This window comes from Streptomyces sp. NPDC043853 (assembly GCF_056436025.1).
On record NZ_JBWKDJ010000003.1, the window covers coordinates 654,039 to 679,489 of the forward strand.

26 protein-coding genes are annotated in these 25,451 nt (G+C 72.2%); 16 read left to right on the forward strand and 10 right to left on the reverse strand.

Annotation, left to right across the window (positions count from 1 at the left end; genetic code table 11):
• Positions 1 to 8: 8 nt before the first annotated feature.
• Positions 9 to 500: an inorganic diphosphatase gene (locus tag AC067U_RS11870; protein ID WP_125541818.1), complete on the reverse strand. Its 492-nt coding sequence runs from the start codon at positions 498 to 500 to the stop codon at positions 9 to 11.
• Between the two features lie 150 nt (positions 501 to 650).
• Between AC067U_RS11870 and dacB the strand changes: the two genes are divergently transcribed.
• The 6 genes from dacB (at position 651) to folE (ending at position 8,236) form a co-directional block, all read left to right on the forward strand.
• The gene (gene dacB, locus AC067U_RS11875; protein WP_478829483.1) at positions 651 to 2,129 is read left to right on the forward strand and encodes a D-alanyl-D-alanine carboxypeptidase/D-alanyl-D-alanine endopeptidase; all 1,479 of its coding nucleotides are present in this window, start codon (positions 651 to 653) and stop codon (positions 2,127 to 2,129) included.
• 185 nt (positions 2,130 to 2,314) lie between these two features.
• Positions 2,315 to 3,451 carry a zinc-dependent metalloprotease gene (locus tag AC067U_RS11880; protein ID WP_478829484.1) on the forward strand — a complete coding sequence of 379 codons (1,137 nt, stop codon included), beginning with the start codon at positions 2,315 to 2,317 and terminating at the stop codon, positions 3,449 to 3,451.
• A gap of 200 nt (positions 3,452 to 3,651) precedes the next feature.
• On the forward strand, positions 3,652 to 4,668 hold the full coding sequence (gene tilS / locus AC067U_RS11885) for a tRNA lysidine(34) synthetase TilS (RefSeq protein ID WP_478829485.1): 1,017 nt from the start codon (positions 3,652 to 3,654) through the stop codon (positions 4,666 to 4,668).
• A gap of 40 nt (positions 4,669 to 4,708) precedes the next feature.
• Positions 4,709 to 5,248, forward strand: a complete 540-nt coding sequence (hpt, locus tag AC067U_RS11890; protein WP_393573026.1) for a hypoxanthine phosphoribosyltransferase — start codon at positions 4,709 to 4,711, stop codon at positions 5,246 to 5,248.
• Between the two features lie 227 nt (positions 5,249 to 5,475).
• Positions 5,476 to 7,512, forward strand: coding sequence for an ATP-dependent zinc metalloprotease FtsH (gene ftsH / locus AC067U_RS11895; protein ID WP_478829486.1), 2,037 nt, complete (start codon positions 5,476 to 5,478; stop codon positions 7,510 to 7,512).
• Positions 7,513 to 7,630: 118 nt separating this feature from the next.
• Positions 7,631 to 8,236 carry a GTP cyclohydrolase I FolE gene (gene folE, locus AC067U_RS11900; RefSeq protein WP_478829487.1) on the forward strand — a complete coding sequence of 202 codons (606 nt, stop codon included), beginning with the start codon at positions 7,631 to 7,633 and terminating at the stop codon, positions 8,234 to 8,236.
• Between the two features lie 57 nt (positions 8,237 to 8,293).
• On the opposite strand, the gene AC067U_RS11905 is transcribed toward folE, so the two are convergent.
• The 4 genes from AC067U_RS11905 to AC067U_RS11920 all read right to left on the reverse strand — a co-directional run bounded on the left by AC067U_RS11905 (position 8,294) and on the right by AC067U_RS11920 (position 11,918).
• Positions 8,294 to 9,460, reverse strand: a complete 1,167-nt coding sequence (locus AC067U_RS11905; RefSeq protein ID WP_478829488.1) for a coiled-coil domain-containing protein — start codon at positions 9,458 to 9,460, stop codon at positions 8,294 to 8,296.
• 83 nt (positions 9,461 to 9,543) lie between these two features.
• On the reverse strand, positions 9,544 to 10,527 hold the full coding sequence (locus AC067U_RS11910) for an ABC transporter substrate-binding protein (protein ID WP_478829489.1): 984 nt from the start codon (positions 10,525 to 10,527) through the stop codon (positions 9,544 to 9,546).
• Positions 10,528 to 10,539: 12 nt separating this feature from the next.
• Positions 10,540 to 11,232, reverse strand: a complete 693-nt coding sequence (locus AC067U_RS11915) for an ABC transporter permease (protein WP_478829490.1) — start codon at positions 11,230 to 11,232, stop codon at positions 10,540 to 10,542.
• Complete coding sequence (locus tag AC067U_RS11920) at positions 11,229 to 11,918, reverse strand: ABC transporter permease (protein ID WP_478829491.1); 690 nt, start codon at positions 11,916 to 11,918, stop codon at positions 11,229 to 11,231. The genes AC067U_RS11915 and AC067U_RS11920 overlap by 4 nt, the downstream gene beginning before the upstream one ends.
• 142 nt (positions 11,919 to 12,060) lie before the next feature.
• Between AC067U_RS11920 and AC067U_RS11925 the strand changes: the two genes are divergently transcribed.
• Positions 12,061 to 13,008 carry an ABC transporter ATP-binding protein gene (locus AC067U_RS11925; RefSeq protein ID WP_478829492.1) on the forward strand — a complete coding sequence of 316 codons (948 nt, stop codon included), beginning with the start codon at positions 12,061 to 12,063 and terminating at the stop codon, positions 13,006 to 13,008.
• A 59-nt stretch (positions 13,009 to 13,067) separates the two neighbouring features.
• Here the strand turns inward: AC067U_RS11925 and AC067U_RS11930 are convergent, their stop codons facing one another.
• A complete protein-coding gene (locus AC067U_RS11930; RefSeq protein WP_478829493.1) occupies positions 13,068 to 14,177 on the reverse strand; it encodes an alpha/beta hydrolase in 1,110 nt (369 codons plus the stop codon).
• A gap of 151 nt (positions 14,178 to 14,328) precedes the next feature.
• Between AC067U_RS11930 and AC067U_RS11935 the strand changes: the two genes are divergently transcribed.
• The 6 genes from AC067U_RS11935 to AC067U_RS11960 all read left to right on the forward strand — a co-directional run bounded on the left by AC067U_RS11935 (position 14,329) and on the right by AC067U_RS11960 (position 19,333).
• Positions 14,329 to 16,254 (forward strand): phosphatidylglycerol lysyltransferase domain-containing protein, encoded by a 1,926-nt coding sequence (locus AC067U_RS11935; protein ID WP_478829494.1) that lies wholly within the window; start codon positions 14,329 to 14,331, stop codon positions 16,252 to 16,254.
• Between the two features lie 60 nt (positions 16,255 to 16,314).
• Complete coding sequence (gene folP / locus AC067U_RS11940) at positions 16,315 to 17,187, forward strand: dihydropteroate synthase (protein ID WP_478829495.1); 873 nt, start codon at positions 16,315 to 16,317, stop codon at positions 17,185 to 17,187.
• A 57-nt stretch (positions 17,188 to 17,244) separates the two neighbouring features.
• Positions 17,245 to 17,688 carry a nuclear transport factor 2 family protein gene (locus AC067U_RS11945; RefSeq protein ID WP_478829496.1) on the forward strand — a complete coding sequence of 148 codons (444 nt, stop codon included), beginning with the start codon at positions 17,245 to 17,247 and terminating at the stop codon, positions 17,686 to 17,688.
• A gap of 123 nt (positions 17,689 to 17,811) precedes the next feature.
• Positions 17,812 to 18,171, forward strand: coding sequence for a dihydroneopterin aldolase (folB, locus tag AC067U_RS11950; protein ID WP_478829497.1), 360 nt, complete (start codon positions 17,812 to 17,814; stop codon positions 18,169 to 18,171).
• Positions 18,168 to 18,767: a 2-amino-4-hydroxy-6-hydroxymethyldihydropteridine diphosphokinase gene (gene folK, locus AC067U_RS11955; RefSeq protein WP_478829498.1), complete on the forward strand. Its 600-nt coding sequence runs from the start codon at positions 18,168 to 18,170 to the stop codon at positions 18,765 to 18,767. The genes folB and folK overlap by 4 nt, the downstream gene beginning before the upstream one ends.
• A gap of 71 nt (positions 18,768 to 18,838) precedes the next feature.
• A complete protein-coding gene (locus AC067U_RS11960) occupies positions 18,839 to 19,333 on the forward strand; it encodes a DUF3180 domain-containing protein (RefSeq protein ID WP_478829499.1) in 495 nt (164 codons plus the stop codon).
• Between the two features lie 16 nt (positions 19,334 to 19,349).
• Here AC067U_RS11960 and AC067U_RS11965 read toward each other — a convergent pair whose 3' ends face one another.
• Positions 19,350 to 19,934 (reverse strand): TetR/AcrR family transcriptional regulator, encoded by a 585-nt coding sequence (locus AC067U_RS11965; protein ID WP_478829500.1) that lies wholly within the window; start codon positions 19,932 to 19,934, stop codon positions 19,350 to 19,352.
• A gap of 147 nt (positions 19,935 to 20,081) precedes the next feature.
• Here AC067U_RS11965 and AC067U_RS11970 point away from each other — a divergent pair, with 147 nt between their 5' ends.
• Complete coding sequence (locus AC067U_RS11970) at positions 20,082 to 20,945, forward strand: NAD(P)-dependent oxidoreductase (protein WP_478829501.1); 864 nt, start codon at positions 20,082 to 20,084, stop codon at positions 20,943 to 20,945.
• Between the two features lie 10 nt (positions 20,946 to 20,955).
• On the opposite strand, the gene AC067U_RS11975 is transcribed toward AC067U_RS11970, so the two are convergent.
• The 3 genes from AC067U_RS11975 to AC067U_RS11985 form a co-directional block, all read right to left on the reverse strand.
• A complete protein-coding gene (locus AC067U_RS11975) occupies positions 20,956 to 21,165 on the reverse strand; it encodes a hypothetical protein (RefSeq protein ID WP_478829502.1) in 210 nt (69 codons plus the stop codon).
• A 96-nt stretch (positions 21,166 to 21,261) separates the two neighbouring features.
• Positions 21,262 to 22,122 (reverse strand): arylamine N-acetyltransferase family protein, encoded by an 861-nt coding sequence (locus AC067U_RS11980; RefSeq protein WP_478829503.1) that lies wholly within the window; start codon positions 22,120 to 22,122, stop codon positions 21,262 to 21,264.
• A 58-nt stretch (positions 22,123 to 22,180) separates the two neighbouring features.
• Positions 22,181 to 23,323, reverse strand: coding sequence for an NADH-quinone oxidoreductase subunit D (locus tag AC067U_RS11985; protein ID WP_478829504.1), 1,143 nt, complete (start codon positions 23,321 to 23,323; stop codon positions 22,181 to 22,183).
• Between the two features lie 80 nt (positions 23,324 to 23,403).
• Between AC067U_RS11985 and AC067U_RS11990 the strand changes: the two genes are divergently transcribed.
• Together AC067U_RS11990 and AC067U_RS11995 are read left to right on the forward strand one after the other, a co-directional pair.
• Positions 23,404 to 23,913, forward strand: a complete 510-nt coding sequence (locus AC067U_RS11990; protein ID WP_478829505.1) for a PH domain-containing protein — start codon at positions 23,404 to 23,406, stop codon at positions 23,911 to 23,913.
• Positions 23,910 to 25,283, forward strand: coding sequence for a PH domain-containing protein (locus AC067U_RS11995; RefSeq protein WP_478829506.1), 1,374 nt, complete (start codon positions 23,910 to 23,912; stop codon positions 25,281 to 25,283). The genes AC067U_RS11990 and AC067U_RS11995 overlap by 4 nt, the downstream gene beginning before the upstream one ends.
• The last annotated feature ends 168 nt before the right edge of the window (positions 25,284 to 25,451 follow it).

Genomic DNA, 25,451 nt, shown 5'->3' on the forward strand with positions numbered 1-25,451 from the left:
CAAACGGCTCAGTGGCCGCCCTGCTCCTGCAGACGCTTGAAGGAACGCTCGATCTCGGCCTCGGCCTCGGTACGGCCGACCCAGTTGGCGCCCTCGACCGACTTGCCCGGCTCCAGGTCCTTGTAGACCTCGAAGAAGTGCTGGATCTCCAGGCGGTCGAACTCGGAGATGTGGTGGATGTCGCGCAGGTGCTCGACACGCGGGTCGGAGGCCGGCACGCACAGCAGCTTGTCGTCGCCGCCCGCCTCGTCGGTCATGCGGAACATGCCGATCGCGCGGCACTTGATCAGGCAGCCCGGGAAGGTCGGCTCGTCCAGGATGACCAGCGCGTCCAGCGGGTCGCCGTCCTCGCCCAGGGTGTTCTCGACGAAGCCGTAGTCCGTCGGGTAGCTGGTGGAGGTGAACAGGCGACGGTCCAGACGGATCCGGCCGGTCTCGTGGTCCACCTCGTACTTGTTCCGCGAACCCTTCGGGATCTCGATGGTGACGTCGAACTCCACGTCCTGCTCCTCCATGTCCAGCCAGCTCATTGCTAACGAGTGATAGCGCGTCCGGCCCAGCCCTGGGGCCGGGGTGCCATGCTCGCGGCAAGACGCAGTGGTTAAGTGTCCCTCACGCATGTACGTGATCGCGAAAGGGGCTGGTCCGAGGTGCCATTGATCAGAACGTGGCAGCTCGTCGCAGGCTCGGCCGCCGCGGGCCTCGCCCTGTCGGCCGCCGCCGTGGTGACAGCGGGTCCATGGGACTCCGGCCAGCGTAAGGCCGAGCGGGACTGGGCCGCCTCCCGGAGCCGGACGGGTGGCGCAGATCACGGAGAAGCGCCGCTTCCGCAGGCCGCGCCGAGCGCCCCGGCCGTGCTCGCCGGCATCGGCCCGGCCCTCCCGCCCGGGCCGGGGGCAGCCTCAGGCGTCCCGGCCGCCCCGCCCGCACCCGCCGGCGACCCGGCCGCCCTCGCCGCGGCCCTGGAGCCGCTGCTGGCCGATCCCGCGCTCGGCGGGCTGCGCGCCGCCTCCGTCGTGGACACCGCCTCCGGTGCCGTGCTGTACGAGTCCCGGCCGCGCGAGGCCATGACCCCCGCCTCCACCACCAAGATCGCCACTGCGGCGGCGGTGCTCGCCGCCGTCGGGCCCGAGCACCGCATCGCCACCACCGTGGTCGCCGGACCCGGCGCCGGGCAGATCGTGCTGGTCGGCGGCGGCGACCCGTCGCTCACCGCCCGGAAGAAGGCCCCGGCCGGATCCGGCGGCAGCCTGGTCGCCCTGGCCGCCGACACCGCGCAGGCCCTCAAGGCCGCGAACACCACCACCGTCACGCTGGCCTACGACGACACGCTCTACTCCGGCCCCGCCACCCACCCCATCGGCGGCGGCAACCCCAACCTCGCGCCCGTCACCGCCCTGACCGCCGACGAGGGCCGGCCCGACGACTCGGTCTCCGGGCCGGTGGCGCGCAGCCAGGACCCTTCGGGTGCCACGGCCGCCGCGTTCGCCGCCCTGCTGCGCGAACGCGGCATCAAGGTCACCGGCACCCCCGGCCGGGGCAAGGCCCCGGCCGGCGTCGCCCCGCTCGCGACCACCCGCTCCACCCCGGTCGGCGCACTCGTCGAACGGATGCTGACCAACAGCGACAACGACATCGCCGAGGCCCTCGCCCGGCAGACCGCCCTCGCCTCCGGAGCGCCCGCCAGCTTCGAGGGCGAGGAGAAGGCCGTCGCCGGCCGGCTGGCCGGCCTCGGCCTGGACCTCGGCGGCAGCCGGTTCGCCGACGGCAGCGGCCTCAACCGGGCCGACAAGCTGTCCGTCTCCCTGCTGACCCGGCTGCTCGCCAAGGCCGCCGACCCCGCCCACCCCGAACTCCGGCCCGTCCTCACCGGCCTGCCGGTGGCCGGCTTCACCGGCACCCTGCGCGCCCGCAACGCCGGCGACTCCCCGGCCGCCGGCCTGGTCCGCGCCAAGACGGGCACCCTCACCCGGGTGAACGCCCTGGCCGGCACCGCGGTGTCGCCCTCCGGCCGGCTGCTGTCCTTCGCCTTCCTCGCCTCGGACACCGACAACGCCCAGGCCGCCGAGAAGGCCCTGGACGAGCTCGCGGCCGCGGTGGCCACGGCCGGCCAGGCGGCGTCCGGCTGACCCGGCACCGGCCCGCCCGGTCCCGGCCTGCCCTATCCCGGCCTGCCTTGTCCCCGGTCCGGCCCGCCCGGTCCCGGTGCCGGTCCGCTCCGGCCCGCTCCGGGGACACCGGCCGCCCCGGGGCACCGGGCACCGGCCCCGTCCGCGGGGCTCCGCCCGGGCCCCGGTCCACGTACGGTTGACGCATGACGAGCATCGGTGGTGTGGAGATGGTCGACTGGAACCTCGCGGTGGCGACCGCGACCCGGCTGGTGCGGCCCGGCCCGGAGGTCACCCGGGACGAGGCCCGGGCCGTCGTGGCGCAGCTGCGCGCGTACGCCAGGGACTCGGAACGGCACGTGCGCGAGTTCACCCGGATGATCCCCGAGGGCACTCCCGTCGAGGACACCCCGGTCCTGGTCGTGGACCGGGCCGGCTGGGTGAAGGCCAACGTGGCCGGCTTCCGGGAACTCCTCGGCCCGCTGCTCGGACGGATGCAGGAACGCCGCGGCCCCGGGACCGGCGGCGCGGTGCTCGGCGCGGTCGGCGGCAAGGTCACCGGCGTCGAGCTGGGCATGCTGCTCAGCTTCCTGGCCTCCCGGGTGCTCGGCCAGTACGAGACCTTCGCGCCGGTCTCCCGCGCCCTGCCCGGCTCCTCCGGCGGCGGCCGGCTGCTGCTGGTCGCGCCCAACATCGTCCACGTGGAACGCGAACTCGACGTGGACCCCCAGGACTTCCGCATGTGGGTCTGCCTGCACGAGGAGACGCACCGTACCCAGTTCACCGCCGTCCCGTGGCTCCGCGACCACCTGGAGGGCGAAATCCAGTCGTTCCTCGGTGCCACCGACATGGACCCGATGAGCGTCCTGGAACGGCTCCGCGAGGCCGCCCAGTCCCTGGCGGGGGCCCGGCCCGAGGGCGAACGCGGGGACGAGGGCACCTCCCTCGTCGAGCTCGTCCAGACCCCCGAGCAGCGCGAGATCCTGGGCCGGCTCACCGCCGTGATGTCCCTGCTCGAAGGCCACGCCGACTACGTCATGGACGGGGTCGGCCCGGACGTGGTGCCCTCCGTCGCCGAGATCCGGGAGAAGTTCCAGAAGCGCCGGGCCACCGGCGCCGGCCGGCTCGACGCCGCCCTGCGCAAGCTGCTCGGGCTCGACGCCAAGCTGCGCCAGTACCGGGACGGCGAGCGGTTCGTCCGCGCCGTGACCGGCCAGGTCGGCATGGACGGCTTCAACCGGGTCTGGACCTCCCCGAACACCCTGCCCACCAAGGCGGAGATCGCCCGCCCCGCGGACTGGGTGGCCCGGGTGCACCGCAAGGGGGCCGGAGAAGAGGCGTAAACATGTCCCACTGGGGGAAGCAGCATCACCCTTCCGAGGGACCGTGGGCCGTGGAAGGGCGTGCGATGCTCAGGGAACGGCTCGGTTCTGTCACCATCGACGCACTCTGAGTGACATCCGGCAGTGGCGCGCACCACACGGCCACCCCTGCCGACCAGCATCCCGGCTCGGCATTCGAACTCCACCGAAGGGCACCGGACATGGGTCCCCATCCTGCGGTCGCGGCGATACGCCTGGCGGTACGCCGCGTACTCCACGACGTCCTCACCGACCTCACCCCCCGGCCGGACGGGCAGCAGCCGCTCGTCCTCGTCGCCTGCTCCGGCGGCGCCGATTCCATGGCGCTCGCCTCCGCCCTCGCCTTCGAGGCCCCCAAACTCGGCGTCCGGGCCGGCGGCATCACCGTCGACCACGGGCTGCAGGCGGGCTCCGACCTGCGCGCCGCCGAGGTGGTCACCCGCATGACCGCGCTCCGCCTGGCCCCGGTGGAGTCCGTCGCGGTGCGCGTCGGCCGCTCCGGCGGACCCGAGGCCGCCGCCCGCGACGCCCGGTACGCCGCCCTCGACGAAGCCGCCGACCGGCTCGGCGCCGCCGCCGTGCTGCTCGGACACACCCGCGACGACCAGGCCGAAACCGTCCTGCTGGGCCTCGCCCGCGGCTCCGGCATCCGCTCCCTGTCCGGCATGGCCGAGGTGTCCGGCGGACCCGGCCGGACCGGCCGCTACCGCCGCCCCTTCCTCCAGGTCGACCGGCAGACCGCCCGCAAGGCCTGCATGGTCCAGGCCCTGCCCGTCTGGGACGACCCGCACAACACCGACCCCGCCTACACCCGCTCCCGGCTCCGCCACGAGGGCCTGCCCGCGCTGGAGAAGGCCCTCGGCAAGGGGGTCGTCGAGGCCCTCGCCCGGACCGCCCAGCTCTCCCGGGACGACGCCGACGCCCTCGACGCCTGGGCCGCCCAGGCCGACACCGCCGTCCGGGACGAACTCGGCCAGCTGGAATGCGCCAAGCTCTACGCGCTGCCGCCCGCCGTACGCCGCCGCGTGCTGCGCCGGGCCGTGGTCGCCGCGGGTTCTCCCGCGGGCTCGCTCTTCGCCCGCCACATCGAGGAAGTCGACCGACTCATCACCGGCTGGCGGGGTCAGGGAGCCATCAACCTGCCCGGCCGCGTGGAGGCCCGGCGGCAGGGTGGCAGACTTGTCATCCGGCAGGGCTGATGGCTCAACGAAAGTGATGTAGCGGGTGGACGTGAAGGACATGGGTGCCGACCTCAAGTCGGTTCTCATCACCAAGGAAGAGATCGACGCGAAGCTGGCCGAGCTGGCCGCGAAGATCGACGAAGAGTACGCGGGCAAGGACCTGCTCATCGTCGGCGTCCTCAAGGGCGCCGTGATGGTCATGGCGGACCTGGCGCGCGCCGTGTCCACCCCGCTCACCATGGACTGGATGGCGGTGTCCTCCTACGGCGCCGGAACCCAGTCCTCCGGCGTGGTCCGCATCCTCAAGGACCTCGACACCGACATCAAGGGCAAGCACGTCCTGATCGTCGAGGACATCATCGACTCCGGTCTGACGCTTTCCTGGCTGCTGTCGAACCTGGGCTCCCGCGAGCCGGCCTCCCTCGAGGTGGTCACCCTGCTGCGCAAGCCCGAGGCCGCCAAGGTCGCGATCGACGTCAAGTGGGTCGGGTTCGACATCCCCAACGAGTTCGTCGTGGGCTACGGCCTCGACTACGCGGAGAAGTACCGCAACCTGCCGTTCGTGGGCACCCTGGCCCCGCACGTCTACGGCGGCTGACAACGGCGCGACGGCCCCGGGGGGCCCGCGGGAAACCCGGGTGAAGCCGGGGCCACCCGAGGGAACCCTGGGGCCGTGCCCGCCGTTGGAGCATGCGAGAGCGGGTCTGTCAGCCGTCCCGTCGGGCCGCGGGTGACAATTCAGGGGTACATTCCGAAGAACAGCCTTTACTCACAGCAGCATTTACCTACGGGCAGGAGGGACGGGGCGATCACCGCCCCGTATGGATGGACGTGAAGCGATACTTCCGTGGGCCGGTCATGTGGATCGTGCTGGCTGTCCTCGCCGTGGTCGTGTTGATGAATGTCGTCGGCTCCGGCGGCGGCTACAAGTCGGTGGAGACCAGCGAGGTCGTCCAGGCGATCAACCAGAACCAGGTGCAGACGGCCAAGCTCACCACTGGTGACAGCCAGATGATCAAAATCGAGCTGAAGGACGGCCAGCAGCTCGGTGACAACAAGGGCACCAAGTTCCAGGCCAACTACATCGGCGACCAGGGCGTCCAGCTCGCGCAGACCCTGGACACGAAGGTCAAGGACGGGGTGCTCCCGGACGGCTACACCGTCTCCCCGGACAAGACCAGCCCGTTCCTGAGCGTGCTGCTCTCCCTGCTGCCCTTCGTGCTCATCGTCGTGGTGTTCCTGTTCCTGATGAACCAGATGCAGGGCGGCGGCTCCCGGGTCATGAACTTCGGGAAGTCCAAGGCCAAGCTGATCACCAAGGACACCCCGAAGACGACGTTCGCCGACGTGGCGGGCTCGGACGAGGCGGTCGAGGAGCTCCACGAGATCAAGGAGTTCCTGCAGGAGCCGGCCAAGTTCCAGGCCGTCGGCGCCAAGATCCCCAAGGGCGTCCTGCTCTACGGCCCGCCCGGCACCGGCAAGACCCTGCTGGCGCGCGCCGTCGCCGGCGAGGCGGGCGTCCCGTTCTACTCGATCTCCGGTTCCGACTTCGTCGAGATGTTCGTCGGTGTTGGTGCCTCGCGTGTCCGCGACCTGTTCGAGCAGGCCAAGGCCAACGCCCCGGCGATCGTCTTCGTCGACGAGATCGACGCCGTCGGCCGGCACCGCGGTGCGGGTCTCGGCGGCGGCCACGACGAGCGCGAGCAGACCCTGAACCAGCTGCTCGTCGAGATGGACGGCTTCGACGTGAAGGGCGGCGTCATCCTGATCGCCGCCACCAACCGCCCGGACATCCTCGACCCGGCGCTCCTGCGTCCCGGCCGCTTCGACCGGCAGATCGCCGTCGACCGCCCGGACATGCAGGGCCGCCTGGAGATCCTCAAGGTCCACCAGAAGGGCAAGCCGGTCGCCCCGGACGTCGACCTCTCGGCCGTCGCCCGCCGCACCCCCGGCTTCACCGGTGCCGACCTCTCCAACGTCCTGAACGAGGCCGCGCTGCTCACGGCCCGCTCGGACAAGAAGCTGATCGACAACCACATGCTGGACGAGGCGATCGACCGCGTCGTGGCGGGCCCGCAGAAGCGGACCCGGATCATGTCGGACAAGGAAAAGAAGATCACCGCGTACCACGAGGGCGGTCACGCCCTGGTCGCGGCGGCCTCCCCGAACGCCGACCCGGTCCACAAGATCACGATCCTGTCCCGCGGCCGGGCCCTGGGTTACACCATGGTCCTGCCCGACGAGGACAAGTACTCGACCACGCGCAACGAGATGCTCGACCAGCTGGCGTACATGCTGGGCGGCCGCGCGGCCGAGGAGCTGGTCTTCCACGACCCGACCACGGGTGCCGCCAACGACATCGAGAAGGCCACCGCCACGGCCCGCGCGATGGTCACCCAGTACGGCATGACCGAGCGCCTCGGCGCGATCAAGTTCGGCGGGGACAACACCGAGCCGTTCCTCGGTCGCGAGATGGCGCACCAGCGCGACTACTCGGAAGAGGTCGCGGCGCTGGTCGACGAAGAGGTCAAGAAGCTCATCGAGACCGCGCACAACGAGGCCTGGGAGATCCTCGTCGAGAACCGTGACGTCCTCGACAACCTGGTCCTCGCGCTCCTGGAGAAGGAGACGCTGGGCAAGGAGGAGATCGCCGAGATCTTCTCGACCGTGGTCAAGCGCCCGGCCCGCCCCGCGTGGACCGGCTCCTCCCGCCGTACCCCGTCGACGCGTCCGCCGGTGCTCTCGCCGAAGGAGCTCCAGCTCACGAACGCGGCGAACGGCATCTCGGCGAGCACCGCCGCGTCGCCCGTCTCCGCGGACAAGGGCATCGAGGTGGCCCCGGAGGACCGCCCCGAGGTCTGAGCCGAGCTGACGTACGGGATCAGCCCGGAATGGATGCCGCGCCCCCCAGGTTCTAGCCTGGGGGGCGCGGCATTTTTCATCGGCATGCCCGCGACGTGAACACAGGAACGAGGCACAGATGACCGACCCAGTGACCCTGGACGGCGAGGGCACGATCGGCGAGTTCGACGAGAAGCGCGCCGAGGCGGCCGTCCGAGAGCTCCTCATCGCGGTCGGCGAGGACCCGGACCGGGAAGGACTTCTGGAGACCCCGGCGCGCGTGGCGCGGGCGTACCGGGAGATCCTCGCCGGCCTGTGGCAGCAGCCGGAAGACGTCCTGACGACCACGTTCGACCTCGGCCACGACGAGATGGTGCTGGTCAAGGACATCGAAATCGTCAGCTTGTGCGAACACCACCTGCTGCCGTTCCACGGCGTGGCGCACGTCGGCTACATCCCGGCCGAGTCCGGGAAGATCACCGGCCTGTCGAAGCTGGCCCGCCTGGTGGAGGTGTTCGCCCGCCGCCCGCAGGTGCAGGAACGCCTCACGACGCAGATCGCGGACTCCCTGATGGAGATCCTGGAGGCCCGGGGCGCCATCGTCGTGATCGAGGCCGAGCACATGTGCATGTCCGTGCGCGGCATACGCAAGCCCGGCGCCAAGACCACCACGTCCGCGGTCCGCGGCCAGCTGAGGGACGGCGCCACCCGCAACGAGGCGATGAGCCTGATCATGGCCCGCTGAGCCACGGGCGGCCGGGGCGGTCCTCGCCGCTCCCGGGCGGCCTGGCTCCTGGGCGGCCTAGGAGATGGCGGTGCGGAGGCGGACCACGTCGATGGGCTCGGTCTCGTCGTGTTCCGTCAGGTCGATGACCTGTGCGGAGGTATCGGCGGAGTGGGCCGGGTCGGTGGGGGCGGATGCTTCCGGAACGGTCGCTTCCGTCGTTTCCGTTGCCTCGGCCGCGTCGGGCGGGGTGATCGATTCTGCGGGGCCGGCCGGGGCGGTGCCCGTGGGCGGGACCGGGGTGGCGGTGGCCGCCTTGTGGGCCGCGAGGGCCTCTTCGCCCACCACGTCCGCCAGGTCCTCGTGCTGCACGGCCTCGATCGCCGCGCGGGCCCGTGCGGCACCGGCGGCGGCGCCCTTGGTGCCGAAGAAGTCGAAGCCGCCCTCGGCCCGGGAGGCCGGGCGCCGGGAGGCGGCGTATGGGGCCACCGTCGCGGCCGGGCGCCGGGCGGGAAGGCCGGACGGGCCGCCCGCAGAGCCTGCGGAGGCCGGACCGGAGGCCAGGCCGGACGGCGGGACCGGGGCAGCGGAAGCGGCGGGGAGGGCCGGGGCGGCGGGGGTCCTGGCCGCCGGGAGCTCGCGCGTTCCCCGCCGGGCCAGCGCGGACAGCGCCGCGTTCGCCCGGGCGAAGCCCACCGGGGTGGCCGCGCCCGCGGCCGTGCGCTCCTCGGAGGCCGCGGCGATCTGCTTGGGGGACGAGGTGCCTGATCCGCCCTTGCCGCCCGCTTCGCCCGCCTCGATGGCCAGCAGCCGGCGTCCCTCCAGGGCGCTCGCCCGCTCCGTCTCTGCCGTGGCGTACCGCCGCAGCAGCGCCGCGTGCTCGCCCCGGAGCCCGGCCAGTTCCACGCGCTTGGCGCGGAGCTTGGCGTCCAGCTTGGCGCGCAGCGCCCGGGACTCCTCCAGGTCGGACTCCAGCTCGGCTATTCGCTCTTCGGTCCGCCACTCGTCCTTGGTCCGCTCGCGGGCGAGTTCGGCGACCCGCCGGCCCGCCGCCCGGTCCCAGGTCCGCAGGAGCACCGCGCCGGCGATCCCGGTCGCCGCGGCGAGCGCCGCCAGCAGCCGCAGCACCAGGCTCTCCTGGGGTACCCAGGCCACGGCGGCGCTGGTGAACGAGACACCGGCGATCGCCGAAGGCGTGAGCAGCCGGTGCAGGGGTTCGGGATTGCGGTGGCGTCCACGGGGCATGGCCAGAAATTTACAACGCGTGGCCCCCGTGTGGGGTGCCCGCCGGGCAATCTGTTTCCCGGCGGTTACCCCACAACCCTGTTTCAGTTCCGGACCAGGCCCTTGGACCGGAGCCAGGCCTTCGCGACATCGGCCGGCTTGGCCCGTTCGGCGTCCACCTTGCGGTTCAGTTCGGCGAGGTCGGCCGTGGTGAGCGCGTCCGTCAGTTTGCCCAACGCGGCTGCGATCTCCGGGCTTCCGGCGTCCTTGGCGTGCACCACCGGCAGCACGTTGTCGGCGTTCTGCAGCTTCTTGTCGTCCTCCAGGAGGACCAGGCCGAAGGACTCCAGGGTGGCGTCCGTGGTGGTGGTCAGCACCAGCTGGTCGACCCCGTCCTTGACGGCCTGCTTCGACTGCGGAGTTCCGACGCCCTTCGGATCAATACCGGAAACATCGATTCCGTATGTCGACTTCAGGCCGACCGCGCAGAACGGCCGGACGGCGCATTCGTCGCCCGCCGCGATCTTCACCTTCAGGCCGGACTTTCCGAGGTCCGAGAGCGTCCTGAGGTTGTTCTTCGCGGCGAATTCCTTGCTCACCGCGAAGGCGTTCTGGTCCACCGCCTTGCCGGCCGGGAGCGCCTTGAGGCCGAGCGGGGCGCCGAGTTCGGCGAGGGCCGCCGTGGTCGCCGCGACGTCGCCGGACGCGACCGGCTTCTGCTCCGCCGCCTTCGGGCCGTTCACCTTGGCGTTCAGGAACTCCGCGAGGGTGGCGGCGTACTCCGGGACGATGTCGATCTCGCCCTTCTCCAGGGCGGGCTCGTAGAGTTCCCGGTTCTTCACGGTGGTGATCGAGGCGTTGTAGCCGGCCTCCCGCAGCAACTGCGCGTACAGCTCGGCCAGGATGCCGGACTCGGTGAAGCCGGCCGCCCCGACCACCAGCCTGCCCTTGGTCCCGGTGCCCCCGGAGCCCGTCCCGCCACCGCCGTCCTTGGACTTCTCCAGGCTGTCGCCGCCGCAGGCGGCCAGGGAGACCGTCAGCGCCAGGGTGCCCAGGGAGGCGCCGAGGATCCGTGTTGCCTTGCTCATTCTCTGCTCCATTCAGGGCGCCTTCGTGATGGTCCGGCGACGGGCGGGCGGGGCCAGCAGCCGTTCCGCGGCCACCAGGACCCCCTCGACCAGCAGCGCCAGCAGGGCCACCAGCAGGGCGCCCGCGATGACCTGCGGGGTGTCGTACGTGTTGAAGCCCGCGGTGATGATCCGGCCCAGGCCCCCCTGGCCGACCATCGCCGCGACCGTGGCGGTGGCGACGACCTGCACCGAAGCCGTCCGCAGGCCGGTCATCAGCAGCCCTCGTGCCAGGGGGAGTTCCACCCGCAGGAACAGCTGGCCGCCGGACATGCCCATGCCGCGGGCCGCCTCGACCACCGAGCGGTCCACCTCGCGCATGCCCGCGTACGCGTTCGTCAGCAGCGGTGGCACCGCGAACAGCACGAGCGCGGTCACCGTGGGCACGTATCCCGCGTTGCGCAGCGGGGAGACCATGAACAGGGCCAGCACCGCGAAGACGGGCACGGCCCGGCCGGCGTTGGAGAGGTTGACGGCGAGCGCGCCGCCCCGGCCCAGGTGCCCCAGGAACAGCCCCAGGGGCAGGGCCACCGCGCAGGCGATCAGCAGGGCCAGGCCGCTGACGTAGACGTGCTCGGCCAGCCGGTGCCACACCCCGTCCTCCCCGGCCCAGTTGGCGCCGTCGGCCAGCCAGCCCCAGGTGGCGGCCGGCAGTCCGGCGGTCATCGCCCGGTTCCCTTCGCGAGGCGGGTCCACGGCGTCAGCAGCCGTTGCAGGCCGATCAGCAGCAGGTCCGCGGCCAGGGCGAGCAGCACGCACAGCACCGAGGCGGCGAGCACCTGTGCCTTGAAGGAGCTGTCCACCGCGGGGGCCAGCAGGTTGCCGAGGCCGCCCTTGCCGACGAGCGAGCCGACGGTGGTCAGCGCCACCGTGGACACCGTGGCGATCCGGACCCCGGCGAGCAGGGCGGGCAGCGCCAGCGGCAGCTCCACCTGCCAGAACAGCCGGCCGGGCCCGTAGCCCAGGCCGCGCGCGGCCTCCTTGACCTCCTCCGGGACGGCTTCCAGGCCGGCCAGCACGTTGCGGACCAGGATCGTCAGCGAGTAGAGGACGAGCCCGGTCACCACGAGCGCGGTGGCGGCCGACAGGCCGAACACCGGGAGCAGCAGGGAGAACATGGCCAGCGAGGGCACCGTGTAGAGGACCGTGGACAGGCCGAGGACCGGTGCGGCGTACCGGCGGCCGCGGCGGGCCAGCAGGGCGAGGGGGACCGAGACGGCCACGCCGATGGAGACGGCGGCCAGGGTGATGCCGATGTGCTGGAGGGTGGCGTCGGTCAGTTCCTGGCTGCGGCTGCGCAGGTACTCCCCGCAGATCCAGTCGTTCGCCACCAGGCAGTTCCGCGCCGCCACACCCTCACCCCCGTCACCGAACTCGTGTGCGCATGTGCACCGGAGTGACCATAACCCGCCCCCGCGGCGGTGGCGCGAATCATTCGCAACCGGGCAACACACCTTTCACACAACCGTGGTCCGGGTGGGCGATGATGATCAGGTGATCCGATTCGAGCAGGTGACCAAGCGGTACGCCGACGGGACCACCGCCGTCTCCGGCCTCTCCTTCGAGGTGGCGGAGGGGGAACTGGTGACGCTGGTCGGGCCCTCGGGCTGTGGCAAGACGACCACGATGAAGATGGTCAACCGGCTGATCGAGCCCACCGAGGGGCGGATCCTGCTGGGCGGCGAGGACATCGCGGCGGCGGACCCGGTCGAGCTGCGCCGCCGGATCGGGTACGTGATCCAGCACGTCGGGCTGTTCCCGCACAAGACGGTCCTGGAGAACACCGCGACCGTGCCGCGGCTGCTCGGCACGCCCAGGGCGCGGGCCCGGGCGCGCGCCGCGGAGCTGCTCGAACTCGTCGGCCTGGACCCGTCGGTGTACGGCGGCAGGTACCCCGAGCAGCTCTCCGGCGGACAGCGGCAGCGGGTCGGCGTGGCCCGGGCGCTCGCGGCGGATCCGCCGGTGCTGCTGATGGACGAGCCGTTCGGAGCGGTGGACCCGGTGGTCCGGGAGCGGCTGCAGAAGGAGTTCCTGGCGCTGCGGAAGGCGGTGCGCAAGACCGTCCTGCTGGTCACGCACGATCTGGAGGAGGCGGTCCGGATGGGGGACCGGATCGCCGTCTACGGGCACGGCACCATCGAGCAGTTCGCCGCTCCGGCGACGGTGCTGGCCGAGCCGGCCAACGCCTACGTGGCCACGTTCGTGGGGTCGGACCGGGGACTGAAGCGGCTCGCGGTGACCCCGGTGACGGCGGCCGACCTGGGGTCCGCCGAGGGGCCGGTGCCGGGGGCCTCGGTGGAGCTCGGGGCCTCGCTGAGGGAGGCGCTGGCGCTGCTGCTGCAGGAGGACTCGGGCCGGATCGGGGTCACCGACCCGGCCTCCGGCGCACTGGCCGGCGTACTCACCGCGGAGGGGGTGCACCGGGCGTTGCGGCGGGCTTAGGGCCTGTCCGGCGGATCATGGCCGGGGCCGTGTCTTCCGGACCGGGCGGGCCCGCGGCGTCAGGCGTGGATGCGGCCGCTCATCCATTCGAGCATCGGCGGGATCTCGCGGCGCCAGGTGTTGAAGTTGTGGCCGCCGCTGTCGAGGATGATCGAGGAGACCCGGTCCGGGCCCTTGACCGACTTGATGAACTTCTTCGTGTCGCCGAGGTTGCCCTCGCCCTGCTCGCTGCTGGTGACCAGGAAGGACGTCCCCGTCGGCGGCTTGTTCCTCAGGCTGTGCAGGACGTCGGCGCGCTTCTTGAGCTTGTTGTCGCCGTGGAACAGGTCGCCGGTCGTGGCGTCGCTGGGGGCTTCGTAGTACGCGGAGAGGCCGGCGCCGGCGCCGAAGGTCCGCGGGTAGTGCACGGCCATCTTCAGGGCGCAGTAGCCGCCGGTGGAGTTCCCGATGAAGCCCATGTTCTGCGGCTTGTCACCGACCCGGAAGGTGGTCCGGATCGCCTGCGGCAGGTCCTGGGCGAAGAAGGTCTCGGTCTGCGGGCCGCCCGGTATGTCCACGCACTCGGTGTCCCGCGGCGGGGCCACCGTCGGCCGCAGCATGACCAGGATCATCGGCTTCATCTTGCCCGCCTTGGCCTGCTTGAAGGCCGTCATCGGGTAGTTCAGCCCTTTGATCAGGTTCTCCGCGGTGCCCGGGTAGCCGGTCAGCACGATGGAGGCCGGGAAGTTCTGCTTCTCGTACTGCGGCTGGAAGTACTCCGGCGGCAGGTACACGTACCCCGGGCTGCTGATCTTGGACTTCTCGCCGGCTATGGCCACTTTCAGGATCTGCCCGCCGACGGCCGGCTTGGCCCCGCCCGGGATGTCCAGCTGCTGCTTGTCGACGACCTTGATGTCCCTGCTGCTCATCGAGTGGTCGACGACCTTGCCCAGCGAGGTCTCCTGCCCGAACAGGTCCGCCCAGGATCCGTAGAACAGGAAGGACTTGTTGGCCGCCAGCCCGACCGCCGAGAACAGCGCCAGCTGGGTCGCGAGCAGCAGGCCGATCCGGCCGGTGATGGCGCGCCAGGTGCGGCCGGACAGGCGCGGCCAGAGCCAGACCGTGGCCGCGAAGAGCAGCACACCGGCAACGATGGCCAGGACCAGGACCGTATTACTGGTGAGACCCATGATGAGTTATGCCGACTTTCTGGAGGGCAGGTCGAGTTTTTCCGGAAGCGGAGTGAACCCGCTCGCCCGCGATGTCGTCCTAGTGGACGCAACACCCCGGAGGCCGTCGCGGCCTTCGGCCACATGATCTCTCGCGGAGCAACGGGAAGCGATGTCTAGCAGGATAGATGCCGATAAGTCCGGACAGGTTCCGAACCGTATGCGGCGGATTCTTCGCGGACCACGACCGGAGAAGGTTCCCGGGCTGGTCGGCGCCGCCGTCACCGTCGTGGGTCTCCTCGACATCGCCGCGGGAGTCTTCCCGCGCTTCCGGCACAGCCGCATCCACGCGGTCACCGAGGTGCTGCCCGGCTCCCTCGGCCCGTTCGCCGCGGCCCTGGCCATCAGCGCCGGCGTGCTCCTGCTGCTCCTCGCCCACGGCCTCAAGCGGCGCAAGCGCCGGGCCTGGCGGGCCGCCGTCGTCCTGCTGCCGGCCGGCGCCGTGGCGCAGTTCACGTACCGCCACTCGATCATCGGCGTGGTGATCGCGGCCGCCCTGCTCGCGCTGCTCATCCGTCACCAGGGCGAGTTCAAGGCCCTTCCGGACCCGCGCAGCCGCTGGACCGCGCTGGTCAACTTCGTCCTGATGAGCGCCGGCTCCATCGGCCTGGGCCTGGTCATCGTCAACTCCCACCCGGGCCGGGTCATCGGCCGGCCCGGCCTCTACGAGCAGATCACCCACGTCATCTACGGGCTGTTCGGCTTCGAGGGCCCGGTCGACTACGCCGGACGGGTGTCCTGGACCGTCGGCTACTCCCTCGGCGCCCTCGGCATGCTGACCGCCCTCACCACCGTCTACCTCGCCTTCCGCCCGGAGCACCCGGCCGCCCGGCTGACCGCCGAGGACGAGACGAAGATCCGCGAGCTGCTCGCCAAGCACGGCGGCCGCGACTCCCTGGGCCACTTCGCGCTCCGCCACGACAAGGCCGTGGTCTTCTCGCCCAGCGGCAAGGCCGCCGTGACCTACCGCGTCGTCTCCGGCGTGATGCTGGCCTCCGGCGACCCGATCGGCGACGTCGAGGCCTGGCCCGGCGCCATCGAGCGGTTCATGGAGGAAGCCAAGATCCACTCCTGGACCCCGGCCGTGATGGGCTGCAGCGAGACCGGCGGCGAGGTCTGGACCCGCGAGACCGGCCTGGACGCGCTGGAGCTCGGCGACGAGGCCATCGTGGACGTCAAGGACTTCTCGCTGTCCGGCCGCGCCATGCGCAACGTACGGCAGATGGTCAAGCGCATCGAGCGCAACGGCTACTCCACCAAGGTCCGCCGGGTCAGCGAGCTCGACGAGACCGAACTGGAGCACGTCCGGGCCGCCGCCGCGGCCTGGCGCGGCACCGACACCGAGCGCGGCTTCTCCATGGCGCTCGGCCGGGTCGGCGAGCCCGGCGACGGCGACTGCATCATCGCCACCGCCCACCGGACGGACCCCCAGGACGCGGCGGGCACCCCGGCGAGCCCGTACGGCGACCTCAAAGCGGTCCTCCACTTCGTCCCGTGGGGCCCGGACGGCATGTCGCTGGACCTGATGCGCCGTGACCGCTCGGCCGACCCCGGCATGAACGAGCTGCTGATCGTCGCCGCCCTGCAGGCCTGCCCGGATCTGAAGATCGAGAAGGTCTCGCTCAACTTCGCCATGTTCCGCTCGGCGCTCGCCCGCGGCGAGAAGATCGGCGCCGGCCCGGTGCTGCGCGCCTGGCGCGGTCTGCTGGTGTTCCTGTCCCGCTGGTTCCAGATCGAGTCGCTGTACAAGTTCAACGCGAAGTTCCAGCCCCGCTGGGAGCCCCGTTTCGTGGTCTTCCGCTCCACCCGCGACCTGCCGCGCATCGGTTTCGCCGCCATGCAGGCCGAGGGCTTCGTCACCCTGGCGCTGCCGCGCCTGTTCGCGAGCCGCCGCCGCCCCAAGCCGGTCCGCACCTGCGCGCACGTACACCGCACCGGCCACGGTGACGCCAAAGGGAACGCCGGCCACACCGGCCGCACCGCGCACTCCCTGAGCCCACTGGCCGACCGGCCCGAGCGCGAGGTCCAGGCGGCCTGAGGCAGGCACAGCCCCCGGCCCGTGGGCCGGGGGCGATCAGGCAGCCCTACCCTGGACAGCATGAACACGATGCGCGGGCGCGCCGCCAGGGGCCGGGTCGAGGGGCTGCCGGAGTGGGACCGCTGCGCGGTCATGGGCGTGGTGAACGTGACCCCCGACTCCTTCTCCGACGGCGGCCGCTGGTTCGACACCACCGCGGCCGTCAAGCGCGGCCTGGACCTCGTGGCCCAGGGCGCCGACCTGATCGACGTCGGCGGCGAGTCCACCCGGCCGGGCGCCACCCGGGTCGACGCCGAGGAGGAGCTCCGCCGGGTCGTCCCGGTGGTCCGCGGACTGGCCTCCGAAGGGGTCACCGTCTCCGTCGACACCATGCGCGCGGCCGTGGCCGAGCAGGCCGTCGCGGCCGGCGCGCTCCTCGTCAACGACGTCAGCGGCGGGCTCGCCGACCCCGGCATGATCCGCGCCGTCGCCGACGCCGAGGTGCCCTTCGTGGTCATGCACTGGCGCGGCTTCAGCCAGGACATGAACAAGCTCGCGGTGTACGGGGACGTGGTCGCGGAGGTCACCGCCGAGCTGCGGGCCCGGATCGACGCCGTCATCTCCGGCGGGATCGCCCCCGAGCGGCTCGTCGTCGACCCCGGCCTCGGCTTCGCCAAGCAGGCCGAGCACGACCTCGCCCTCGTCGCCCACCTGCGGGACCTCCGCGCCCTGGGCTTCCCGCTGCTGGTCGCCGCCTCCCGCAAGCGCTTCCTGGGCCGCGTCCTGGCCGGGGACGGGCAGAGCGCCCCGCCGCCCGCCCGCGAACGCGACGCCGCGACCGCCGCCGTCTCGGCCCTGGCCGCGGACGCCGGCGCCTGGGCGGTGCGGGTGCACGAGGTCCGGGCCACCGCCGACGCGGTTCGGGTCGCCCGCGCCGTGGAAGGAGCCCTGTGAGGGGGATCCCCGTGGGGCGCGGCGGGGCAGCGGCGAAGGAGACGGCGAAGGAGACAGGTGAGCAGAACCGACATAGAGGCGGTCGAAGAGACCAATACGGCCTTCTACGAGGCCATGGAACGGGGGGACTTCGACACCCTGTCGGGGCTCTGGCTCGACGACGAGATCTCCTGCGTCCACCCCGGCTGGCCGGTGCTCACCGGGCGCGGCGAGGTGCTCCGCTCGTACGCCCTGATCATGTCGCACACGGAGTACATCCAGTTCTTCCTGACCGACACCAAGGTCGCCGTGATCGGTGACACGGCGGTGGTCACCTGCACCGAGAACATCCTCAGCGGGGGCCCCGCGGTGGACGGCCAGGACCTCGGTCCACTGGTCGGTCAGCTGGTCGTCGCGACGAATGTGTTCCGACGCACATCCGAGGGGTGGCGACTCTGGTCCCACCACGGTTCTCCGGTCCTGACCGAGGAAGACGAAGGGGACGAAGAGGGCGCCGCGTGACCCCTCGGGCGGGGTTTGCTGCTAATCGCAGGTAAATTCGAAGGGAGACGCCGCCGACCGCACTCGGCGGAGGAGCAACTTCGAAGAATCTTCGAAGCACCGACGAAAGCAGGAGTGATTCGCGTGGATCGTGTCGCGCTGCGCGGCCTCAAGGCCCGCGGGCACCATGGCGTCTTCCCCCGGGAGCGCGAGGAAGGCCAGACCTTCATCGTGGACCTGGTGCTGCACATCGACTCCCGTCCCGCGGCGGCCGACGACGACCTGGCGAAGACCGTCCACTACGGTGTGGTCGCCGAGGAGGTCGTGGACGTGGTCCAGGGCGAGCCGGTCGACCTGATCGAGACCCTCGCCGAGCGCATCGCCCAGCAGTGCCTCAAGCACGAGGCGGTCGCCGAGGTCGAGGTCGTCGTCCACAAGCCGGACGCGCCGATCACCGTCCCGTTCGACGACGTGACCATCACGATCACCCGGAGCCGCGTGTGAACCAGACCCAGAGCGACCCCACCGTGCAGCCCGTCCCCGCCTCCGTCGTCGAGACCGTCGACGCGGCCGATGTGACGCTTTCCAACCCCAAATGGGCGGTCATCGCGCTCGGCGCGAACCTCGGCAACCGGCTGGAGACCCTCCAGGGTGCCGTCGACGCCCTCGGCGACACCCCCGGCCTGCGGGTCAAGGCCGTCTCCCCGGTCTACGAGACCGAGCCGTGGGGCGTGGACCCGGAGTCCCAGCCCTCCTACCTCAACGCGGTCCTCGCGGTGAAGACCACCCTGCCGCCGTCCTCCCTGCTGGAGCGCGGCCACGCCGTGGAGGAGGCCTTCCACCGGGTCCGCGAGGAGCGCTGGGGCGCCCGCACCCTCGACGTCGACATCATCGCGTACGCCGACGTGGTGTCGGCCGACCCGGTGCTGACGCTGCCGCACCCGCGTGCCCACCAGCGCGCCTTCGTGCTGGCCCCGTGGCACGACATCGACCCCGAGGCGCGGATCCCCGGCCACGGACCGGTCGCCGCGCTGCTGGCCGGAGTGGACCTTGCGGGCATCACCCGCCGCCAGGACCTGGAACTCCACCTCCCCGAGTAGTCGTTCACTACCCTGGACGCTGCGGTCAGGACGAGCGGGACGGGAACGGGACGGGAACGGGGTAAGGGTTCGTGAAGCAACTGAGGCTGGGAGTCCTCGCCGGCATCTTCGTCGTCGCCGGCGTCCTGTCATGGGCGGGCGCCCGGATGTGGAACTCCTACGGAACCCTGCCGGGCGTGCCGCTGGCCGCGCCGATCGTCCTCGCGGTCATCGCGGTCGTGCTCCTCGCGACCGCCCTGTCGCTGCGCTCCCGGCTGAAGGCCCAGCGCGAGCGCAGGCCGGGCGCCAAGCGGGTCGAGCCGCTGATGGCGGCCCGCGCGGTGGTCTTCGGGCAGGCCAGCGCCCTGGTCGCGGCCCTGGTCGCCGGCATGTACGGCGGCACGGGCCTGTTCCTGTTCCTGGCCGACCTCACCCAGGTCCCGGCCCGCCGCGACCAGGCCGTCTACGCCGGCTTCGCGGTGCTGGCCGGGTGGGCGGTCATCGCGGCCGCCCTGTTCCTGGAGCGCGTCTGCAAGCTTCCCGAGGACGAGGACCGGCCGGGCCCGGAAGCCGCGTCCCGCGCCTGACCCGCCCGCCGCGGGGTCAGGGCGCCGGCGCGTAGGAGCGGATCAGCCGGGCCAGGTGCCGGCCGGCCACCAGCAGCGGGGTCTGGCTCTGCTCCACCTGTGCGGCCATCTCCGCGCCCTCCAGGGTGCTGATGACCGTGATGGCCAGGTCGCGGGCGTCCTCCTCGGGCAGCCCGCCCGCCGTCAGCCTCTCCCGGACCAGTCGCCGCCAGTTCGCGACGGCCACCGCGCAGGCGGCCTGGAGGTCCGGCATGCGGCCCACCGACTCCAGCGCCGTCGCCGTCACCGGGCAGCCGTCCAGCCAGGCCGAGTCCCGCAGGGCGTCCGCCAGCAGCACCGCCACCGCCTCGACCGCCTCCGCCGGGTCCGGGCGGGACGCCAGGCCGAGGGCGAGCACCTGCGCGAACTCTTCGTCGCCGAAGGCGATCGCGGCCACCGCGAGCTCCTGCTTGCCGCCCGGGAAGAAGTGGTAGAGCGAGCCCAGCGTGGCTTCCGCCTCCTTGACCAGCTGCTTCACCGGGGTGCTCTCGTAGCCGCCGTGCGTCATCAGGCGGGAGGCGGTGCGGATCAGGCGGTCGCGGGTGCCCAGGGGTGTGCTCATGGGCGCGATCGTACCCCGGGATTTGGATAGAGCGTTCGTTCCAGTGCTGTGTTACGGTCGTCCCGGGTTCTGGATAGAGCGTTCGTTCCAATCCTTCGCTCCCATCCTTCGTTCCCGTCAGGTCGTCTTCAAGGGGAGAAGTACGTCATGAGCAAGAACACCGTCAGCGTCATCGGCCTGGGCCCCATGGGGCAGGCCATGGCCGCCGCCTACCTCGACGCCGGGTACGAGGTGACCGTCTGGAACCGCAGCGCCGGCAAGGACGAGGGGCTCGTCGGCCGGGGCGCGCGCCGCGCGGCCACCGCCGCCGAGGCCGTGGCCGCCTCGCCCGTCACCGTCCTCAGCCTGATCGACGTGGACGCGATGTACCCGTCCCTCGACGGGGCCGACCTGGCCGGCCGGGTCCTGGTCAACCTCTCCTCCGACGTGCCGGAGAAGGCGCGGGCCGCGGGTGCGTGGGCGGCCGCGCGCGGCGCCTCGTACCTCACCGGCGGGGTCACCGTGAACCCGGACGGGGTCGGCAAGCCCGACTCGCTGATCTTCATCAGTGGCGCGGAGGAGGCGTACGAGGCCCACCGCGCGACACTCGACGTGCTCGGGGCCACGGACTTCAAGGGCAGTGAGCCGGGCCTCGCCCAGCTCCACTACCAGCTGGTCATGACGGTGTTCTGGACCTCGTTCACCGGCTTCCAGCAGGCCGTGGCCGTCGCCCGTGCCAACGGGCTGACGGCGGCGGACATCCTGCCCCACGCCCGCGCCTTGGCCGACAGCCTGTCCGGCTTCTTCGACTGGTCCGGCGCCGCCATCGACGCCGACGACCACGGCGGCGAGGACGCCCGGCTCGCCATGTGCGCCGCCAGCGTCGAGCACGTCCTGCACACGGCGACCACCGCGGGCATCGACACCGGCATCCTCGCCGCCCACGCCGCCCTCTTCCGGCGCGGGATCGAGGCCGGCTACGGCGCCGACGGCACCACCCGGCTGGTCGGCCTGCTGGCCGACCCGGCGTGAGCGGGCCGCGCTAGAACAGCGGCAGCTGGCCCGGCATTTCGGGCAGCGCGAAGCCGTCCAGGGTGGGCGCCGCGGCGCCCAGCACCACCCGCGCCCGCGAGCCGGGGCAGGAGACCAGCTCCCCCCGGCTCGCGGGCGGGTCGTGCCGGGCGATCCGGCCGGCGGTGACGGCACAGTCGCGGCCGCAGACGGGGCAGGATCGGCGCGGTGAGGCGGACATGCGCCCAAGTGTGCCCGGCCGCACCGACACCCGGACCGGGCGGGCCGGCCTGCGACGCCGGTACGCGCCCGTCAGGGGTGGCCCGGCCGCGGGCCCTCAGTCCGCTACGGTCCCGGCAGCCCGCTCCGCGAGCCACGCCTCGTGGGCCGCGGTCACCTTCCTCCACAGCACCGTGCGGTCTTCCGGTGTCAGGTCGTCCAGCTCCCGCCCGAACACCGTGGCGATGGCGTCGTAGAACTCCTCCTCGCTGCCGAGCTCCCGCTCGCTCGTCCCCTTGGCCGGGTCGATCCGGGTGAGCACCCGCCCCCGCATCAGGTCGATGCCCTCGGCGTCGCGCCGTAGCAGGCTGAGCGTCCGCAGGAAGGGGGAGTCCTCGGCCGTGGACAGCCGCAGGTGCTCGTCGGCGAACTCCGCCATCGCGGCCGGCGCGGCAAGGAAGTTGGCCACCGGGAACGGGCCGCCACTGGTGAGGTACGACCAGCCCGGCGCCGTCGGCCCGGGCAGCGGCTCCATGCAGTAGCCGAACCCGCCCTGCTCGTACGCCCCCTCGCGCAGCGGCAGCGGGGAGTGCGGACCGTCGCCGAGCCCGGTGTCGACGAAGAACGCCTCGCCGTCGACCCGTACGGTCAGCGCCATGTGGTTGCCGTTGACCCCCCGCTCCTGCGGGTCCTCGTACACCCCGCCGACGTGCCGGGTCACGTCGTAGCCGAGGAACTCCAGCAGCGCCGAGAAACCGCCGTTGAGATGGAAGCAGTAACCCCCGTGCCCGGCGGCGAACCGGCGGACCGACAGCTCCGGATCGATGGCCGGCGGCCGGCCGAGCTGGATGCCGATGTTCTCGTAGGGGATGCGTTCCAGGTGGGCGCGCTGCAGTGCGAAGAGGGCCTCGACGGAGGGCTTGCCGGGGTCGGGCAGACCGAGTCGACGCAGGTAGCCGTCGAATATGCCGGATGTCATGGCTCCACCCTAAGCACGTGAAGCCGGGGCTCCGGGTCCAATCGGCCCTGAAATCCTCTTACTTGTCGATATCGCCGACCACGAAGAAGAACGAGCCGAGGATCGCGACCATGTCCGCGACCAGCGTTCCCGGCAGCAGCTCCACCAGCGCCTGGATGTTGTTGTACGAAGCGGACCGCAGCTTCAGCCGGTACGGGGTCTTCTCGCCCTTCGACACCAGGTAGTAGCCGTTGATGCCGAGCGGGTTCTCCGTCCAGGCGTACGTGTGGCCCTCCGGGGCCTTCAGCACCTTCGGCAGCCGCTGGTTGACCGGGCCGGGCGGCAGCTCCGCCATCCGGTCCAGGCAGGCGTCGGCCAGGTCCAGGGAGTTGTTCGTCTGGTCGAGCAGCACCTCGAAGCGGGCCAGGCAGTCGCCCTCGGTGCGGGTGACCACCTTCAGCACGTCCTGGAGCTCGCCGTAGGCCAGGTACGGCTCGTCGCGGCGCAGGTCGAAGTCGACCCCGGAGGCGCGGGCGATCGGCCCGGACACCCCGTACGCGTGCACCGTCTCGGCGGACAGCACACCCACCGAGCGGGTCCGGCCGCGGAAGATCTCGTTGCCGTGCACCAGCTTGTCGTACACGTCCATCCGCGACCGGCACTCGGCGACGGCCGCCCGGGCCCGGCCCAGCCAGCCAGCCGGCAGGTCCTCCTTGAGGCCGCCGACCCGGTTGAACATGTAGTGCATGCGGCCGCCGGAGATCTCCTCCATGACGGCCTGGAGGTCCTCGCGCTCGCGGAACGCGTGGAAGATCGGGGTGATCCCGCCCAGCTCCAGCGGGTACGACCCGAGGAACATCAGGTGGTTCAGGACCCGGTTCAGCTCGGCGAGCAGGGTGCGCATCCACACCGCCCGCTCGGGCACCTCCATGCCGAGCATCCGCTCGACGCCCATGACCACGCCGAGCTCGTTGGAGAACGCCGAAAGCCAGTCGTGGCGGTTGGCGAGCATGACGATCTGCCGGTAGTCGCGCGCCTCGAAGAGTTTCTCGGCGCCCCGGTGCATGTAGCCGACAACGGGCTCGGCGCTGCGGATGCGCTCGCCGTCGAGGACGAGCTTCAGGCGCAGCACGCCGTGCGTGGAAGGGTGCTGGGGCCCGATGTTGAGCACCATGTCGGTGCTCTCCGCCGCGCCGCCGATGCCGACCGTGGTCTCCGTCATGGCGGCATTCTCTCAGTCCGGGCCGTGATCTCGTTCTCTGGTCCCACAGGACGGATCGCGGGGAGTCCTAGGGTTGAGACATGGACACGGGGACGGACACGGGGACGGGGACGGGGGCCGGGCAGGACGGGCCAGGCTGGGTGGGCCTTCCGGCCGGACTGCTGTCGGTGCGGCGGCTGCTGCTGGTCATCTGGATGACCGCCCTGGCGGTGGCCACGGCTGTCATGTCGGGACTCTGGATCGGGCCGGGCTGGGCCTCCCTCGGGCTGTTCTGGATCGCCGTGCTCGGCTGGGGATGGTGGCTGGCCGGCCGGAACTGGCGCTCCTGGCGGTACGCCGAGCGCGCCGACGACCTGCTGATCAGCCGGGGCGTGCTGTGGCACGAGCAGACGGTGGTCCCGTACGGGCGGATGCAGCTGGTCGAGGTCTCCTCGGGACCGCTGGAGCGCCGCTTCGGACTGGCGACGATCCAGCTCCACACGGCTGCCGCGGCGACGGACGCCCGGATCCCGGGCCTGGACCCGGCCGAGGCCGAACGGCTGCGGGACCGGCTCACCGAGCTGGGCGAGGCAAGGTCGGCGGGGCTGTGAGCGAACCGCACCAGCCCAGCGAACCGCACCAGCCCAGCGAACCGCACGAGCCGAGCGAACCGCACGAGTCGGCGGCGGCCGCCGCCGAACGCAGACTGCATCCCTTCACCCCGCTGCGACGGGCCTGGGTGCCGATCGCGGCGACCGCCGGCGTGCTCTTCCACCAGGGGGACCGCGCGGTCCGCTGGATCGAGCAGGCCGGCTCCGCCCTGCTCCTGCTGATCACGGCCGGGGTGGTGGTCGCGGCGAGCGCCTACGGCCTGCTCAGCTGGTGGTTCACCCGGTTCGCGGTGACCGACACCGAGCTGCGCATCCGCACCGGCCTGGTCTTCCGGCGCACCGCGCACATCCGCCTGGAACGCCTCCAGGCGGTGGACGTGACCCGGCCGCTGCTCGCCCGCTTCGCCGGCGTCGCCAAGCTCAAGCTGGACGTCATCGGCACGGAGGACAAGGACGAGCTGGCGTTCCTGGGCGAGCGGGAGGCCGTCGCGCTCCGCGCCGAGCTGCTCGCCCTGGCGGCCGGCTTCACCCCCGCCGAGGCGGTGACCGTGGGCGAGGCCCCGGTGCGCGAGCTGTTCCGGCTGCCCACACCACGGCTGGTGCGGTCGCTGCTGCTCACCCTCTCCAGCTGGGGCGCGGTGGCGGCCGCCCTGGCCGTTCCCGCGGTGGTGTGGCTGCTCAGCGACAACCTGTGGGCCACCCTGCTGACCCTGCTGCCGGTGCTCGGCGCGGCCTGGTCGGGCACGGCCGGCCGCTTCCTCACCGAGTACGACTGGACGGTCGCGGAATCCCCGGACGGGCTGCGGTTGGACCACGGCCTGCTGGACCGGGCCCACGAGACGGTCCCGCCGGGCCGGGTCCAGACGGTCCGGATCATCGAGCCGCTGCTGTGGCGGCGGCGCGGCTGGGTGCGGGTGGAGCTGGCGGTGGCCGGCTCGAAGAACGACGTGCTGGTCCCGGTCGCCCCGCGCGAGGAGGCGCACGCGGTGGTCGCCCGGGTGCTGCCCGGGGTGGACCTGTCCGCCCTGTCCTTCGCCCCGTCGCCCGCGCACGGCGCGCGCTGGGTGGTCCCGGTGTGGTGGAAGGGCTACGGCCTGGCCGTCTCCGCGGAGGTCTTCGCGGCCCGGCACGGCCGGCTGTGCCGGCGTACGGAGATCGTGCCGCACGCCAAGGTGCAGAGCGTACGGCTCACCCAGGGCCCGTGGGAGCGGGCCCGCGGTCTGGCCGACGTCTGCGTGGACACCGGTGCGGACGACACGGTGACCGCCCGGCTGCGGGACGCCGGGCAGGCCGCGGAGCTGCTCCGCGCCCAGGCGGACCGGTCCCGGACCGGCCGGGCCACGGCCCGCCCGGACCGCTGGATGACCTGAGACCGCCGGGTTCCTGCCCTGCCGCCCGCCGCTCGCCGCTCGGCTGCCTTGGGCCGTTTGCCATGGGCCGTACGGGCGGTTGTGCCGGGCACCCGGGGTAACCATGTGTGAGGGGATCAACGAGCGCGGTCGCTCTGGGTAACGCGGAACCGACGGACTCTCGATCCG

What these genes read in the sequence shown, in the direction of transcription:
- AC067U_RS11880 (WP_478829484.1), top strand. Translation starts at nt 2,315, where the DNA reads ATGACGAGCATCGGTGGTGTGGAGATGGTCGACTGGAACCTCGCGGTG.
- tilS (WP_478829485.1), top strand. Translation starts at nt 3,652, where the DNA reads ATGGGTCCCCATCCTGCGGTCGCGGCGATACGCCTGGCGGTACGCCGC.
- hpt (WP_393573026.1), top strand. Translation starts at nt 4,709, where the DNA reads ATGGGTGCCGACCTCAAGTCGGTTCTCATCACCAAGGAAGAGATCGAC.
- ftsH (WP_478829486.1), top strand. Translation starts at nt 5,476, where the DNA reads ATGGACGTGAAGCGATACTTCCGTGGGCCGGTCATGTGGATCGTGCTG.
- folE (WP_478829487.1), top strand. Translation starts at nt 7,631, where the DNA reads ATGACCGACCCAGTGACCCTGGACGGCGAGGGCACGATCGGCGAGTTC.
- AC067U_RS11905 (WP_478829488.1), bottom strand. Translation starts at nt 9,460, where the DNA reads ATGCCCCGTGGACGCCACCGCAATCCCGAACCCCTGCACCGGCTGCTC.
- AC067U_RS11910 (WP_478829489.1), bottom strand. Translation starts at nt 10,527, where the DNA reads ATGAGCAAGGCAACACGGATCCTCGGCGCCTCCCTGGGCACCCTGGCG.
- AC067U_RS11915 (WP_478829490.1), bottom strand. Translation starts at nt 11,232, where the DNA reads ATGACCGCCGGACTGCCGGCCGCCACCTGGGGCTGGCTGGCCGACGGC.
- AC067U_RS11930 (WP_478829493.1), bottom strand. Translation starts at nt 14,177, where the DNA reads ATGGGTCTCACCAGTAATACGGTCCTGGTCCTGGCCATCGTTGCCGGT.
- AC067U_RS11935 (WP_478829494.1), top strand. Translation starts at nt 14,329, where the DNA reads ATGTCTAGCAGGATAGATGCCGATAAGTCCGGACAGGTTCCGAACCGT.
- folP (WP_478829495.1), top strand. Translation starts at nt 16,315, where the DNA reads ATGAACACGATGCGCGGGCGCGCCGCCAGGGGCCGGGTCGAGGGGCTG.
- AC067U_RS11965 (WP_478829500.1), bottom strand. Translation starts at nt 19,934, where the DNA reads ATGAGCACACCCCTGGGCACCCGCGACCGCCTGATCCGCACCGCCTCC.
- AC067U_RS11970 (WP_478829501.1), top strand. Translation starts at nt 20,082, where the DNA reads ATGAGCAAGAACACCGTCAGCGTCATCGGCCTGGGCCCCATGGGGCAG.
- AC067U_RS11975 (WP_478829502.1), bottom strand. Translation starts at nt 21,165, where the DNA reads ATGTCCGCCTCACCGCGCCGATCCTGCCCCGTCTGCGGCCGCGACTGT.
- AC067U_RS11980 (WP_478829503.1), bottom strand. Translation starts at nt 22,122, where the DNA reads ATGACATCCGGCATATTCGACGGCTACCTGCGTCGACTCGGTCTGCCC.
- AC067U_RS11985 (WP_478829504.1), bottom strand. Translation starts at nt 23,323, where the DNA reads ATGACGGAGACCACGGTCGGCATCGGCGGCGCGGCGGAGAGCACCGAC.
- AC067U_RS11990 (WP_478829505.1), top strand. Translation starts at nt 23,404, where the DNA reads ATGGACACGGGGACGGACACGGGGACGGGGACGGGGGCCGGGCAGGAC.